14 protein-coding genes are annotated in these 13948 nt (G+C 62.5%); 5 read left to right on the top strand and 9 right to left on the bottom strand.

Translation table 11 applies throughout. The annotated features are described in order from the left end of the window. Positions 1–91: 91 nt before the first annotated feature. A complete protein-coding gene (locus FJV80_RS06715) occupies positions 92–1357 on the bottom strand; it encodes an NAD(P)/FAD-dependent oxidoreductase (RefSeq protein WP_142875938.1) in 1266 nt (421 codons plus the stop codon). A 162-nt stretch (positions 1358–1519) separates the two neighbouring features. On the opposite strand from FJV80_RS06715, the gene FJV80_RS06710 reads away from it, so the two are divergent. Next, on the top strand, positions 1520–2170 hold the full coding sequence (locus tag FJV80_RS06710; RefSeq protein WP_095775781.1) for a 5-formyltetrahydrofolate cyclo-ligase: 651 nt from the start codon (positions 1520–1522) through the stop codon (positions 2168–2170). A gap of 32 nt (positions 2171–2202) precedes the next feature. Here the strand turns inward: FJV80_RS06710 and FJV80_RS06705 are convergent, their stop codons facing one another. Continuing rightward, entirely contained in the window at positions 2203–2676 is a 474-nt protein-coding gene (locus FJV80_RS06705) for an Lrp/AsnC family transcriptional regulator (protein WP_095775782.1), read from the bottom strand. Positions 2677–2833: 157 nt separating this feature from the next. Between FJV80_RS06705 and ald the strand changes: the two genes are divergently transcribed. Together ald and FJV80_RS06695 are read left to right on the top strand one after the other, a co-directional pair. Further along, complete coding sequence (gene ald / locus FJV80_RS06700) at positions 2834–3949, top strand: alanine dehydrogenase (RefSeq protein WP_095775783.1); 1116 nt, start codon at positions 2834–2836, stop codon at positions 3947–3949. A gap of 212 nt (positions 3950–4161) precedes the next feature. Continuing rightward, entirely contained in the window at positions 4162–5466 is a 1305-nt protein-coding gene (locus FJV80_RS06695; RefSeq protein WP_142875937.1) for an outer membrane beta-barrel protein, read from the top strand. A 229-nt stretch (positions 5467–5695) separates the two neighbouring features. On the opposite strand, the gene FJV80_RS06690 is transcribed toward FJV80_RS06695, so the two are convergent. From FJV80_RS06690 to FJV80_RS06665, 6 genes are all read right to left on the bottom strand, one after another. Beyond that, positions 5696–6163 (bottom strand): DUF1203 domain-containing protein, encoded by a 468-nt coding sequence (locus FJV80_RS06690; protein ID WP_095775784.1) that lies wholly within the window; start codon positions 6161–6163, stop codon positions 5696–5698. A gap of 181 nt (positions 6164–6344) precedes the next feature. Further along, a complete protein-coding gene (locus FJV80_RS06685) occupies positions 6345–6902 on the bottom strand; it encodes an OmpA family protein (protein WP_142875936.1) in 558 nt (185 codons plus the stop codon). Positions 6903–7002: 100 nt separating this feature from the next. Further along, positions 7003–7566 (bottom strand): GNAT family N-acetyltransferase, encoded by a 564-nt coding sequence (locus FJV80_RS06680; protein WP_095775786.1) that lies wholly within the window; start codon positions 7564–7566, stop codon positions 7003–7005. Positions 7567–7571: 5 nt separating this feature from the next. Continuing rightward, entirely contained in the window at positions 7572–8468 is an 897-nt protein-coding gene (gene sseA / locus FJV80_RS06675; RefSeq protein WP_095788710.1) for a 3-mercaptopyruvate sulfurtransferase, read from the bottom strand. Between the two features lie 39 nt (positions 8469–8507). After that, a complete protein-coding gene (locus FJV80_RS06670; RefSeq protein WP_142876021.1) occupies positions 8508–9251 on the bottom strand; it encodes an alanyl-tRNA editing protein in 744 nt (247 codons plus the stop codon). Further along, entirely contained in the window at positions 9251–10285 is a 1035-nt protein-coding gene (locus tag FJV80_RS06665; protein WP_095775788.1) for a cysteine synthase A, read from the bottom strand. The genes FJV80_RS06670 and FJV80_RS06665 overlap by 1 nt, the downstream gene beginning before the upstream one ends. Before the next feature lie 226 nt (positions 10286–10511). Between FJV80_RS06665 and FJV80_RS06660 the strand changes: the two genes are divergently transcribed. Beyond that, positions 10512–11333, top strand: a complete 822-nt coding sequence (locus FJV80_RS06660; protein WP_095775789.1) for an SDR family oxidoreductase — start codon at positions 10512–10514, stop codon at positions 11331–11333. A 94-nt stretch (positions 11334–11427) separates the two neighbouring features. Further along, complete coding sequence (locus tag FJV80_RS06655; RefSeq protein WP_142875935.1) at positions 11428–12402, top strand: alpha/beta fold hydrolase; 975 nt, start codon at positions 11428–11430, stop codon at positions 12400–12402. Positions 12403–12509: 107 nt separating this feature from the next. Here the strand turns inward: FJV80_RS06655 and FJV80_RS06650 are convergent, their stop codons facing one another. After that, entirely contained in the window at positions 12510–13931 is a 1422-nt protein-coding gene (locus FJV80_RS06650) for a DEAD/DEAH box helicase (RefSeq protein WP_095788706.1), read from the bottom strand. Positions 13932–13948 lie beyond the last annotated feature (17 nt).

Below are 13948 nucleotides of genomic sequence, written 5' to 3'. Positions count from 1 at the left end.
CAGCTCAAGTCCATTCAAGAAGTCGCGCGCATCCGCACGTCAATCCATCAGCACCAGATGACGGGCGGATGAATGGGACAGCGAAGAAGAATCAGGTCTTGTCGTTGTCACCCTGGGTGATCAGCCGGGCGCTGCGCTGGCCCGTCACGTAGATCCATAGCCAGCTCAGGGAAACCGCAAGCCGGTTGCGGAAACCGATCAGGAAATAGATGTGCGCGATGCCCCACAGCCACCAGGCGAGCCAGCCCGTGAGCTTGATCCAGCCGAAGTCGATCGCGGCGGCGCGTTTGCCGATCGTCGCCAGATCGCCGGCATGTTTGTATTGAAATGGCCGCGTGGTGTCGTCACCGCCGAGCCTGGACTTGATGGTCGCGGCGACGTGGCGACCCTCCTGCTTGGCGGAAGGCGCCACGCCGGGTACCGGCCGTCCATCGGGCCGCAGCACAAGGGCGGCGTCGCCGATGACGAAAATCTCCGGGCTGCCCGGCACGCTGAGGTCAGGCTCGACGAGCACCCTGCCCGCGCGGTCCGCCTTCGCTCCCAGCCATTCGGCGGCGGGCGAAGCGGCAACGCCAGCTGCCCACAGGATCGTTCGGGCTGCCAGCTGCTTGTCGCCAAACACGACACCTTCGGCGTCGCAGCGTGTGACGGCCCGGCCGAGCTCGACCGTCACGCCGAGCCGCTCGAGCGCCTTGCTGGCATAATCTGAGAGTTCTGGCGCGAAATTGGCCAGGATGCGGTCACCGGCCTCGATCAGCACCACGCGCGTTTGCCGCGTGTCGATGTTGCGGAACTCGCCGCGCAGCGTGTCGTGCGCCAGCTCGACGATGGTGCCGGCCAGTTCGACGCCAGTCGGCCCGCCGCCGACGATCGCAATGGTCAGCAGCGCCTGGCGTCTGGCGGGATCGGTTTCCCGCTCCGCCTGCTCGAAGGCCGTGAGAATGCGCCGGCGAATGGTGGTGGCGTCCTCCAGCGTCTTCAGGCCTGGCGCGAAAGGCTCCCATTCGTCGTGGCCGAAATAGGCGTGACGGGCGCCGGTGGCGAGCACCAGCGTGTCATAGGCGACTGTGCTGCCGTCGTCGAGCAATACGCGTTTGCCGGTACGGTCGACGCCGGTGACATTGGCCAGCAGCGTCGTCACGTCCTTGCGTTTGCGCAGAAGATGGCGGATCGGCCAGGCAACCTCGGAGGTCGCCAGCGCGGTCGTCGCCACCTGGTAGAGCAGCGGCTGGAAAAGATGGTGGTTGCGCTTGTCGATCATGGTGATGCGCACGGGCTGTCCAGCCAGCGCGTGGGTGAGTTCGAGGCCGCCGAACCCCGCGCCGACGACGACAACATGGTGGCTGGCCTGGTTCATCTCGTTCACCCCAATGGCAAGATGCCTGTCCCGGATGTAGGTATTTTTGTGCAATGCAACAACAGAAGGATAGTGCCCGGGACTCGCCGTCCCATGTCGTGAATGCACAAGTTGTATCGTGCCGCGAGGTATAGCGTCACCGAATACGCTATGAGGTGACGCATGGCCAACAATCATGACGACCAGGGTCCGGCACAGTATGCCTCGCCGCCCTGTTTCATGCATGAACTCGATCCGGAATTCCGGGCGCCGCTGTCCGACTGGACCGATGTGCGGCGCTGGCGCAAGGCCGAACGCGAGCGGCTGATCGCAGCCCGCCTTGGAGTTTCGGCCGACGCGCGAACGGCAATGTCCCGGCGCATCGCCGAAGGGCTCGACACGATCATAGGCGAGATCCGCGGTCGCATGGTCAGCCTTTACTGGCCGTTTCGCGGTGAACCGGATCTGCGGCCATGGATGGCGTCCGTCAACGAGCGCGGCGGCAGCACGGCGTTGCCCATCGTCGTCGAGAAAGGGCACCCCCTGATCTTCCGTGCCTACAAACCGGGCGACCGATTGGAAAAGGGCGTCTGGAATATCCCGATCCCGGCCGAGGGCGATCCGGTGCTGCCTGACATCGTCATCGCGCCGATCGTCGGCATTGATCCGGCAAATTATCGCCTGGGTTATGGCGGCGGCTTCTTCGACCGCACGTTGGCCGCCATACCGTCCAAGCCGCTGGTCATCGGCGTCGGCTACGAACTGCAGCGCATCGCCACCATCTATCCGCAGCCGCACGACATTCCGATGAATCGGATCGTCACTGAAGCCTGAAGCCTGTTTAGAGCAAGGTCAGGCCGGCAAGCTCAAGCCATCTCCGGCTTCATGCCCATGGCGGTGCGGTCGACGATTTCGCGCAAAGCGAAGGACGAGTTGATCTTGGTCACATGCGGCATCGCCGACAGCCATTCCTTGTGGATGCGCTCATAGTCGACCAGGTCTTTCGCTGCGATGCGCAGGATGTAGTCGTACTCGCCCGACATCAGGTGGCAGGACAAGACATTGGGGCAACGCTTGATGGCTGCTTCGAAATCCGACAGCGTCTTCTCGAACTGGCCCGACAGCGATATATGCACGATCGCCGTCATCCGATGGCCGAGCGCGGCATTGGACAGCCGGGCGTGGTAGCCACGAATGGTTCCGGATTTTTCCAAATTATCGAGCCGGCGCGAACAGGCCGACTGCGACAGGCCAACCTTCTCCGCGAGCGCCGCATTGGGTATCCTGCCGTCCTTCTGCAAAGTCTCAAGAATGGCGATATCGATCCTGTCGAGCGGCATTTTTCGTGAATCCTGCGAATATCCTGCTATTTCGCGCAAGGATTATCGAAACCTGCCTGTCCGCGCAAGCGCATTCGCAAACACTTGCGAGCCGATTCATGGTTCACTCCGACAATACAGGGAGTGAGCCCAAAAGGGCCCGGATCAGGAGAAGAAAATGCGCGTCGGCTGCCCCAAGGAAATCAAGAACCACGAATATCGTGTCGGCCTCACACCAGGCTCGGTCCGCGAATATGTGGCGCACGGCCACGAAGTTCTGGTCGAAGCCGGCGCCGGCGCCGGCATCGGTGCCGATGACAACGCCTATCGCGCCGCCGGCGCCAGCATCGCCAAGACCGCCGCCGACGTGTTCGCCAAGTCGGACATGATCGTCAAGGTCAAGGAGCCGCAGCCCAATGAGTGGGTTCAGCTGCGCGACGGCCAGATCCTCTACACCTACCTGCATCTGGCTCCGGATCCGGAGCAGACCAAGGGCCTGCTCGCTTCGGGCGTCACGGCGATCGCCTACGAAACCGTGACCGACGATCGTGGCGGCCTGCCGCTGCTCGCGCCGATGTCGGAAGTCGCCGGCCGCCTGTCAATCCAGGCCGGCGCCACGGCGCTGCAGAAGGCCAATGGTGGCCGCGGCGTGCTGCTCGGCGGCGTGCCCGGCGTGCTGCCCGGCAAGGTCACCGTGCTCGGCGGCGGCGTCGTCGGTCTGCACGCGGCCCGCATGGCCGCCGGCCTTGGCGCCGATGTCACCATCATCGACCGCTCCATCCCGCGCCTGCGCCAGCTCGACGACCTCTTCGCCGGCCGTGTGCACACCCGCTACTCCACCGTCGAGGCGCTCGAGGAAGAATGCTTCTCGGCCGACATCGTCGTCGGCGCCGTGCTGATTCCCGGTGCCGCAGCACCGAAGCTCGTCACCCGCGAAATGCTGTCGGGCATGAAGAAGGGCTCGGTGCTGGTCGACGTCGCCATCGACCAGGGCGGCTGCTTCGAGACCTCGCATGCGACGACTCACGCCGAGCCGACCTACGAGGTCGATGGCGTCATCCACTATTGCGTCGCCAACATGCCAGGTGCGGTGCCGGTCACTTCGGCCCACGCCCTCAACAATGCGACGCTGCACTACGGCTTGCAGCTCGCCGACAAGGGCCTGAAGGCGCTGGTCGACGACCATCACCTGCGCAACGGCCTCAATGTCCACAAGGGCAAGATCACCAACCGGGCGGTCGCCGAAGCGCTCGGCTACGAGTTGGTCGAGCCGAAAGCTGTTCTGGCCGCCTGATACACCCAGAAAAAGTCAACTTGCTATTGTTGCCCGCCGGTCCACGCCGGCGGGCTTATTATTGGCCGATCTAGGGCGGTGGCCTGGTTACTGGGCAGAACAGTGTCAGCCGCAGGTTTTGGTTTGCCCAAAACTGTTGCACATTTGTCATTCCTAATCTGACCGACTCCCTGCTAGAGACGCGGCGGGTTTATTGATTAGGGGTTTGGGCTATGTTTCTTCGCGTTTCCGCGAAATCTTTCCTTTTAAGCGCAGTTTCTGCAGTGGCTTTGATGTCTGGCGCGCATGCTGCCGATGTGGTGCAGCCGGTCGAGGCGTCCGGTTTCAACTGGAGTGGGCTGTATGTCGGCTTCGGTGTGGGTGCAGGTGCCAACGTTCATAAACTCAGCAGCGACTTTATTCCGATTTCGCTGAACGGCATTGGCGGTGAGGGTGTTTACGGCGAGCTGACCGCTGGTTACGACTATATGGTGTCTCCCCGCTTCCTGCTCGGCGGATTGCTGGACGTCCACGTGGGCGATATCAAAACCAAGATCGATGCCGCCGGTGTCAACGCCTCGATCCAGGAGACATACGGTTTCGACGCTGGCCTGCGCGTCGGCTATCTGTTTACCCCGAACACACTGGGCTACGTGCTCGGCGGCTATTCCTGGCAGAAGTACAAGCTCGATACCAATGCTGGCTTCGGCTTTGATTGGGACCAGAGCGGCTACTTCGTCGGCGGCGGCATTGAAACGGCCATCAACAGCAACTGGACGATCAAGACAGAGTACCGTTATACGCGCTTCGGCACCAAGGAGGATCTCCTCTCGGAGGCCGGCCTTATCGGAGCTCCGGATGGCCTTCTCAACCTCGATACGTCGCGGCATACGTTCCAGATTGCGGCCAACTATCGTTTTGGCGCCCGGAATGGCGGCGGTGCCACTTTTGAAACCCCTGCATACAACTGGACCGGCTTCTATATCGGCGGCGCGGCTGGCGCGGGTGCGTCCGTGCACCAGATTGAAATCCCGCCGCTCGGCGGCGCCAAGTTCAATGGCCTCGGTGGCGAAGGCGCGTTTGGCGAGTTGAACGTTGGTTACGACCAAGACTTTGGCAACTGGGTTGCAGGCGTTATGGTCGACGCCCGCTACTCCGGCATGACCTCGAAGCTGGACCTTGGCGGCGGATCGATCAATGTCGACACCGACTACGGTTTCGACGTGCTCGGCCGCGTCGGCATGAAGATGAACGAATCGACGCTTGCCTACGCACTGGCTGGCTACAGCTGGCAGCATTTCGACATAAATGCTTCCGACCCGATCGGCGATATCCTCGACTGGGGTTCCAGCGGTTTCTCGGTTGGTGGCGGTCTGGAAACGGCAGTGTCCAGCAACGTCACGGTCGGTGTCGAGTATCGCTATTCGCAGTTTGCCAAGAAGGATTTCTCGTCGGAGTTGGGGCTGCCCGACGACTCCATCACATCCACTTCTTCTTTCCATACCGTGCGTCTCGGCGCGAAGTACAAGTTCAACTAAAGCCCTCCAGGTAAAAGTTGCGGCCCCCCGGCCTAGCCGGCGGGCTTTTTTTGCGCTGAAGGCTTTTGCGCTGGACCCAAGCAACAAAAAAGCGGAGCCAAAGCCCCGCTTCCTCGGTATCGAGATTGCCGCCGGTTCATCCGCGGTCGGCCAATCTATCGACAATCGCGTTCTATCGCATCTATGCGACGGGAGTACGACAGGATTCCCGAGCGCAGTCCTTTGCGTTTCAGGCCCGCTCAATCCGGCACTGGTAGCAGTTGTTACGCGCCGAGCGGACATGCACATAGGCGATGTCGTCGCGCTCGAACAAAGTCTCGGCCCGTGCCGCAATCGCTTCGGTAGGAATGACCCCGCCACTGCCGTAGACGATTCGATCATCCCTGCCATAGCCGCGCACGATGTAGTCCGGGCTTTCGAGGACCTCGGGAAGCAATTCGGTCTCGGCCGCACGCTCGCACTCTTCCGCATGCAGAAAGATCGGCCCGGTTTCAGCATAGGGCTGAAGCTCCGGAAAGGGGCGGTAGGCAAGGATGAGATAGGCATCACCGGCGGCGATGTTCTTCAGGCAATGCCGGCAAGGCATGCCGTCGCCGTCGGAAATCCTCCGCTCTGGCCTCTGGCCGTAAGCGTCGAGACCGCCGCGTTGCAGCGTCCTGACTTGTTCGCTGGGTAGCGCCTTGAACTGAATGGCCATGATGAAAACCTCCGGTTTGCTGACCGGAAATTATGTGCTCGGGCCAATGTTTCCCACCCGATTCTTGCCAAGGGATCGAGGGGCCGATCCGATGTCGGTCCCTCCCATAGATCAAAAAGCATCATCGATCGGGCCGACCGATTAAAACAAGCCAGCTAATTAAAGTTGATCGAACCCTGGTTCACCGAATGAAATCGTCGAAGCGTCGCAATGTCACCCTGCGATTCTGCCAGTTTTCGTTCTGCGTCGGCACGAGCAGGAACTCCTCGCCGTAGCCCACGGTTTCCAGGGCATAGCCGGGCACGCCGAATTCGCGCACCAGCGTACGTTTCAACGAAGCGGCCCGTCGTTCGGAAAGGATCTGGTTCGACTGGAAGGAACCGACGGCATCGGTATGCCCTTCGATCAGCACGCGGGCGCCGGGATCGCGGCGCAGGATGCGCCGCAGCGCGTCGGCGATATTCTCGATCTTGTCGTATTGCGAACTGGAAATAGCCGCCGAGCCGAAGGCGAAATTGATCGACTGGATGTCGATCGAGCGCGCCATGCGGCGCAAATCCGGCCGGCGCTTGAATTCGCGGATGGTGACACGCTCGTTGGGCCGCAGCCTCACCCGGGGCGCCGCCTCGAGCTTGCGCTCGATCGTCGCGGCCGAAGGCGTCTTCGCCTGGGCGGCGGCAAGGCTCGGCATGGCGATCGCTGCGATCAGCGCGGCGACGAGTGTACGGCGTGTCGGCATATCTATTTCTCCTTCGGCCTCGGCCGCATTGATGATGCGGGCAAGATGCCAAAGGCAGGCTGAAGCGCCGACGAACGGCCGGTTCAGGTTCCGGCCAATGTCACGGGCGCATGACGCTGGCCGAGCGCTCGGCGAAAGGCAGCGGATGCACGACCTCGTTCTTCTGCGCGACCGGCTTGAAGCCGAGCTTCTGGTAAAGCGGCAGAGCTGCCGGATGGTCCAGCGTGCAGGTCTGCACCGTTACCCGTTTTGGCCCATGCGACCAGGCGGCTGAAATCGCCGAACCCAGGAACCAGCGGCCAATGCCTTGCCCGGTGGCATGTTCCATCATGCCGAAATAGGCGAGTTCGACTTCATCAGGCAGATGCGGCTTGAGGTCAAAGAAGCCGGCTGGCGCGCCGTCGAGGTAGAGCACCCTAATGTCGCGGTCCTCGCGGTGGATGCCGGCCGAAAGCTCCTCATCGTCCAGCCTGAGAACATTCACCCAATGCCATTTGCGCCCGACCCGGTCCATCAGATAGCGATAGAAATGCAAGGGGATGTCCCTGGTCTTCAGCAGCGCGATCTGGCGGTTGTAGGGCACTGGCGGGGAGACCGCAGGAGGGGCATGCATTTCGAGAAAAGTCACCGTGACTTCAATGTCCTGCAGCACACCGTTTTCCATCGCGTTCATTCCTTGCCGCCCTTGGCGGGGCCGGTCTTGGCGGGGCCAACCGTCGCGGGGCCGGTCACGACAGGCGTATCGGAGAGCCCGCCCCATTCCGTCCATGAGCCGTCATAAAGCCTGTTGTCGGTGTGGCCAAGCGTCTCCAGCGCGAGCGTAACCACCGCGGCGGTGACACCGGAGCCGCAAGACGTGACGACGGGCTTCGACAGGTCGATGCCGGCGTCCTCGATCACCTTGCGCAAACGGTCCTTCGACAACAGCATGCCGTTTTCCGACAGTGCGGAGTACGGCACGTTGCGTGCGCCCGGCATATGGCCGGAGCGGACACCCGCGCGCGGCTCGGGCTCGACGCCGGTGAAGCGGCCGGGTCCACGGGCATCGGCAATCTGGCTGGCGCCGGTCTCGACGATCCCTCGCATGTCGGCGAGGCTGGCGACGCGGCCGGCGTCGAAATCGGCATGGAACACGCTTGGCGCGATCTTCGTCGGCTCAGACGTTACCGGGCGCCCGGCCGCCTTCCAAGCGTCGAAACCGCCATCCAGGATATAGGTCTGGAAAACACCCATGATGCGGAACATCCACCATGCCCGGGGTGCCGAGAAGAAACCCGGACCATCATAGACGACAATGGTGTCGTCGGCGGACACGCCCATCGCACCGACATATTGCGCGAAATGCTGAGGCGAAGGCAGCGTGTGCGGCAAGGCAGCGTCGGGATCCGACACCGCGTCCTGGTCCAGGAAGCGGGCGCCTGGAATATGGGCGGCATTGTATTCGGCGCGCGCGTCGCGCTTTTGCGCCGGCAGGTACCAGGACGCGTCCACGATGGTCAGGCCGGGCTCGCCCAGGCGCGCCTGCAGCCAGTCCGCGTCGACGGTGAAAGGACTGTCTTCGGCCATTCTGGTTCTCTCTATTGCGGGTAGGGCAAGGGTTAAGTGTCAGGCGGCCGGCATCGGGCCGAAACGGATGCGGAAGCGCCTGTTCTCGCGACCCTTCTTTTCGATCTTGCCGATGTGGATTTCACCGATTTCGCCGGTGCTTTTCACGTGTGTGCCACCACAGGGCTGGCTATCGACCGCGCCATTCTCACCAATGCAGACCAGGCGGATCCTGCCGGTGCCGACCGGCGGCCGGACGTTCTTCGACTTGACCAGGCCGGGGTTAGCGGCGAGTTCCTCGTCGCTGATCAGCCTGGTGAAAATCGGATGATCGGCGCGCACCAGATCCATCAGGCTGGCGGTGACCTCTTCCTTCGAGAAACTGGCGTCCGGAATGTCGAAATCGACCCGGCTATCGTCCTCGGAAACCGCGGCACCGGTGATTGGAAACGGACAAACGACGGTAAGCAGATGGCAAGCCGCGTGCATGCGCATCAACAGGTGCCGACGTTCCCAGTCTATCGCGAGGTTGACCTTCTTGCCAACCACCAGATCCGCCTGCTCCGGCGCCGGCACATGGATGATCTCGTCCTTGGTCTCACCTGTGATGGTGGCGGCAATGGCGATGCGGCTGCCATCGGCACGTACGAGATAGCCGGTATCACCCGGCTGGCCGCCCGAGGTGGCATAGAAGATCGTCCGGTCGAGGATGATGCCGCCACGATCATTGACTGCGGCAACCGCCGCATCCGCCGTACGCAGATAGGCGTCGTCGCGAAACAGCGCTTCCGTCTTGTGCGCCATCATGCGACCTTTTCGAAAGGCACCGAAATCTTGCTCTGCAGTTCCATCCAGCCCGGCACCGGGAGATTCTTCTCACGCAGGAATTCCGGATTGAACAGCTTCGACTGGTAGCGTGTGCCGTAGTCGCAAAGAATGGTCACGATGGTGTGGCCCGGGCCCAATTCCCTGGCGAGCCGGATAGCGCCGGCAATGTTGATGCCTGTCGAGCCGCCGACGCACAGGCCTTCTTCCTGGATCAGGTCGAAGACGATCGGCAGCGCGTCCTCGTCCTTGATCTGGAACGAGAAATCCGGCGTGAACCCTTCGAGATTGGCGGTAATACGCCCTTGCCCGATGCCTTCGGTGATCGAACTGCCTTCGGACTTCAATTCGCCGCTGGTATAGAAACTGTGGAGCGCGGCGCCAAGCGGGTCGGCAAGCGCGATTTTCACATCCTTGCTCTTGGCCTTCAGCCCGAAAGCGACGCCGGCCAGCGTGCCGCCTGAACCCACCGCCGAGACGAAACCGTCAACCTTGCCGCCGGTCTGGGTCCAGATTTCCTCCGCCGTGGTGCGGATATGCCCATCGCGGTTGGCGACATTGTCGAACTGGTTGGCCCAAATTGCGCCGTTGGGCTCGGTCCTAGCCATCTGCTCGGCCAGCCGCCCCGACAGTTTCACGTAATTGTTGGGGTTCTTGTAGGGCACGGCCGGCACCTCGATCAGCTCGGCGCCGAGCAACCGGATCGTGTCCTTCTTCTCCTGGCTCTGCGTATCGGGAATGACGATGACGGTGCGATAACCCAATGCCTTGGCGACCAGCGTCAGCCCGATGCCCGTATTGCCTGCCGTGCCCTCGACGATGACGCCGCCCGGCTTCAACAGGCCGCGCTGTTCGGCGTCGCGGATGATGAAAAGGCCGGCGCGATCCTTGACCGATTGCCCCGGATTCATGAATTCGGCCTTGCCCAGGATCTCGCAGCCGGTTTCTTCGGACGCTTTGTTAAGGCGGATCAGAGGCGTGTTGCCGATCGCGTCGATCACAGAACGGGGCATTCAGGATTCCTTGTGTGCGTGCGCCGAAACCCTAGAAACCCGAAGCTTCGGTTTCAAGGCAAGAATTCGCCTGGTCCAGTCGCATTTCCGGCACTGCTGTGCGTCTACACCCTTTGCAGCCTGCTCGATATCCCACAGTTCATTTGCATCCGTGGTCGAAAAGCACTCTTTTCATTCGATTCCCTGACCGCTAGAGCAAGGCACCAACAACTCGGCAGGGCGCAGCATGACACTCTATCGGGCAGATCCGAAACACGGCGTCGCCTGGGTCACGGGCGGCAGCAGCGGCATTGGCCGCTCGCTGGCCAGGGATCTGGCGTCCCAGGGCTATGCGGTGGCGGTAACGGCTCTGGATGACGATCCGATCGACACGCTCATCGTCGAGACCGCGCAGATGCCGGGCAGCGTCACGGCCTTTCCCTGCGACGTCACGGACGAGCCGCGCATGGCAAGAACGGTGGCCGCGATCGAGAAGGAGCTCGGCCCCATCGTGCTCGCCGTCTTCAATGCCGGAAACTACATTTCGACGCCTGGAGAGGCTCTCGTCGTCAAAGACTTTCGCCGGTCCTTCGAGGTCAACTATTTCGGCATCATCAACGGCTTGGTGCCGGTCGTGGAGTATATGCGCGTGCGGTCGCGCGGCCATGTCGTGCTGGTCGGATCGGTCACCGCCTATTTCGGCTGGCCAACGACGGCCGCCTATGGCGGCACCAAGGCGGCGATCAATATCCTGGCCGAGTCGCTGAAGTATGATTTCGACAAGATGAACATCCGCGTCCAGGTGATAAACCCCGGCTTTGTCGACACGCCGCTGACCGAAAAGAACATGCTGCCAATGCCAGGCCTGATGCCGGTCACCCGGGCGACGCGCCGCATGGTGAAGGCAATCAAATCCGGCGGCTTCGAAGTCACTTTCCCGTACCGCACGAGCTGGCCGCTGAAATTTCTCGCTTTGTTGCCCAGGCCGATAAGCCGATGGGTGATCACCTTGATGACCAGCTGGAAGGCACGGCCGCTGCATTACGAGCGCAAGTCACCCAACGAATAGGATGCCCACAGGATTTGGTGGTGCGACGGCCTGAACGGTCGTTGCCTGTTCATGGCCACCGCCATAGGCTTGTTGTTGTTGCGTGGAGTCTGCGATGGGGCGACGGATCGTGCTTGCTGTGCTGACCCTGGTCGCCGTCCTCGCATTGGCTTTCGTCTTCGGCCCGCGCGTTCCCGTCGACACCACGATCCGCTTCGATCCTTCCGTCATCGGTGACGATCCGCAGGCCTATGTGGCGAAGGTGGAAGCCGCCGTGCCCGGTATCCGCGACGGGCTCGAGAAGGAGATCGTCTGGGCCAACCCCATGGTGCATGCCAAGACGCCGCTGTCGATCGTCTACATCCACGGTTTCTCGGCCTCGAAGGGCGAGGTCCGCCCCCTGCCCGACGACGTGGCCGACCTGCTGGACGCCAATCTCTTCTACACCCGCCTGACCGGTCACGGGCGGGACGGCGCGGCGATGACGCAAGGCAGCGTCAACGCCTGGATCAACGACTATGAGGAAGCGCTCGCCATCGGCCGGGCGATCGGCGACAAGGTGATCGTCATCTCGACCTCGACCGGCGGCTCGCTGGCGGCATGGGCGGCAACGCAGCCGGGTGCATCGGATGGGGTGGCGGCGATTGCATTCATCTCGCCCAATTTCGGCGTCAAGGCATCCGGCGCCGAGATCCTGACGATGCCCTGGGGCAAGCAGATCGCGGAACTCGTCATCGGCAAGGAGCGCAGTTTCGTGGCGCGCAACGCGCTGCACGAGAAATTCTGGACCACCAAATATCCGGTTGCCGCGACGCTGCCGATGCAGGCGTTGACGGAACTCGCCTATAGGGCGCGGGTGGAGAAGGCTGATATCCCTGCCCTGTTCATCTTCTCGGATTCGGACAGGGTGGTGCGGCCAGACCGCACCCGCGAAATCGCCGGGCGCTGGGGGGCACCGCACGAACTGGTGCCGGTCGACGACACCGGCGACCCGGACAACCATGTCATTGCCGGCGATGCGCTGTCGCCATCGACCACGGCATTTCTGGCGCAACGGATTGCCGTCTGGATCGAGGCGGTGGCGAAGTAAGGTGCGCAGACGAAAAAGGCGGCTGAAGCATCGCTTCGGCCGCCTTTTTCTGTGTCAATCAGGCAACCAGCCAAGCGCCAAGGCTTGGCCGGCCTTCATGAGGCTGGTCAGGCAGCCCGCGCTGCCGGACGCTTGCCGCCGAAACGGCGCTTGTTGTTGCCCTTGAAAGGCTTGGCGCCTTCCGGCTTGCGCTCACCGGCAAAGGCCGGCTTGTCGCTGAAGCGCTTCTTGCCAAAGCCGTTGCCCTTGTTCTCGCCGCCCGGCCGCCGGCCGTCACGACGGCCATTGCGGTCGTTGCGATCATTGGCGGGCTCGAAGCGTTCGTGCTTTTCAGCCGGATTGCGCTGCGGATCGGGGCTGCCGAGATGGTCGGCGACGATCGGCAGTTTGGTGCGGATGATGCGCTCGACCTGGCGCAGCTTGCTGTTTTCCGAAGGATCGCAAAGCGTGATCGCAATGCCGTCCATGCCGTTGCGGCCGGTGCGGCCGATGCGGTGGACATAGCTTTCAGCCTCGTCCGGCAGGTCGAAATTCACGACATGGCTGATACCGGGGACGTCGATGCCGCGCGCCGCGATATCGGTCGCGACCAGAATGCGGACCGATCCATCGCGAAAATCGTTCAACGCCTTCTGACGGGCATTCTGCGACTTGTTGCCATGGATGACGGCGGCCTTGAAGCCATCGCGCTCGAGGTCCTTGGTCACCCGGTCGGCGCCATGCTTGGTGCGCGAAAAGATGATGACGGACTTCATCGCCTCGTCGGCAAGCATCGTCGACAGCACCTGCCGCTTCTGCTTGGTGCGGGCGAAGACGACGCCCTGGACGATCTCGGCCGCCGCGGTGCTTTGCGGCGAGACTTCGATACGAACCGGGTTCTTCAGAAGACCCTTGGCCAACTCGGCGATCTCGTCCGGCATGGTGGCCGAGAACAGCGCCGTCTGGCGGTCCGGCGCGGTCGCCTTGGCGATGCGCTTGACGTCGTTGATGAAGCCCATGTCGAGCATGCGGTCGCCCTCGTCCAGCACCAGCCATTTGGTGTCGGAGAGGATGAGGTCGCCCTCGCGCACCAAGTCGGTCAAGCGGCCGGGCGTGGCAATCAGGATGTCGACGCCGGGAGCAACCTTCTTCACCTGGCTGAAGCGCGAGACGCCGCCCAGCACGAGTGCCGTCGAGACATGCGCGCCCTTGGCGAGGATCTTGATCGTGTCCTCGATCTGCACGGCGAGCTCGCGGGTCGGCGCCAGGATGAGCGCACGGGTCGTCTTGGCGCGCCGCTTGGTGCCGAGCGCGATGATCTTCGACAGGATGGGCAGCGCAAAGGCCGCGGTCTTGCCGGAGCCGGTCTGCGCGATGCCAAAAATGTCACGGCCTTCCAGCTGCGGCGGGATGGCCTGCATCTGTATCGGCTTCGGCTCCGTGAAGCCGGCATTGTGGGTGGCCTTGAGCAGCGCACCCGTGATTCCCAGCGCTGCGAAGCCGGAGAGTTCCACGGTTTCGTTGCTGGGCAATGTGTTTTCGTTGGTCAAAATATTCTTCTTTCACG

The organism is Mesorhizobium sp. WSM4310 (assembly GCF_007003935.1).
In the GTDB taxonomy this organism is placed as follows: Bacteria; Pseudomonadota; Alphaproteobacteria; order Rhizobiales; family Rhizobiaceae; genus Mesorhizobium.
This window is presented reverse-complemented; position numbering and strand designations above follow the sequence as displayed.

What these genes read in the sequence shown, in the direction of transcription:
- FJV80_RS06685 (WP_142875936.1), bottom strand. Translation starts at nt 6,902, where the DNA reads ATGCCGACACGCCGTACACTCGTCGCCGCGCTGATCGCAGCGATCGCC.
- FJV80_RS06690 (WP_095775784.1), bottom strand. Translation starts at nt 6,163, where the DNA reads ATGGCCATTCAGTTCAAGGCGCTACCCAGCGAACAAGTCAGGACGCTG.
- FJV80_RS06705 (WP_095775782.1), bottom strand. Translation starts at nt 2,676, where the DNA reads ATGCCGCTCGACAGGATCGATATCGCCATTCTTGAGACTTTGCAGAAG.
- FJV80_RS06665 (WP_095775788.1), bottom strand. Translation starts at nt 10,285, where the DNA reads ATGCCCCGTTCTGTGATCGACGCGATCGGCAACACGCCTCTGATCCGC.
- FJV80_RS06715 (WP_142875938.1), bottom strand. Translation starts at nt 1,357, where the DNA reads ATGAACCAGGCCAGCCACCATGTTGTCGTCGTCGGCGCGGGGTTCGGC.
- FJV80_RS06660 (WP_095775789.1), top strand. Translation starts at nt 10,512, where the DNA reads ATGACACTCTATCGGGCAGATCCGAAACACGGCGTCGCCTGGGTCACG.
- FJV80_RS06655 (WP_142875935.1), top strand. Translation starts at nt 11,428, where the DNA reads ATGGGGCGACGGATCGTGCTTGCTGTGCTGACCCTGGTCGCCGTCCTC.
- FJV80_RS06710 (WP_095775781.1), top strand. Translation starts at nt 1,520, where the DNA reads ATGGCCAACAATCATGACGACCAGGGTCCGGCACAGTATGCCTCGCCG.
- sseA (WP_095788710.1), bottom strand. Translation starts at nt 8,468, where the DNA reads ATGGCCGAAGACAGTCCTTTCACCGTCGACGCGGACTGGCTGCAGGCG.
- ald (WP_095775783.1), top strand. Translation starts at nt 2,834, where the DNA reads ATGCGCGTCGGCTGCCCCAAGGAAATCAAGAACCACGAATATCGTGTC.
- FJV80_RS06670 (WP_142876021.1), bottom strand. Translation starts at nt 9,251, where the DNA reads ATGGCGCACAAGACGGAAGCGCTGTTTCGCGACGACGCCTATCTGCGT.
- FJV80_RS06680 (WP_095775786.1), bottom strand. Translation starts at nt 7,566, where the DNA reads ATGGAAAACGGTGTGCTGCAGGACATTGAAGTCACGGTGACTTTTCTC.
- FJV80_RS06695 (WP_142875937.1), top strand. Translation starts at nt 4,162, where the DNA reads ATGTTTCTTCGCGTTTCCGCGAAATCTTTCCTTTTAAGCGCAGTTTCT.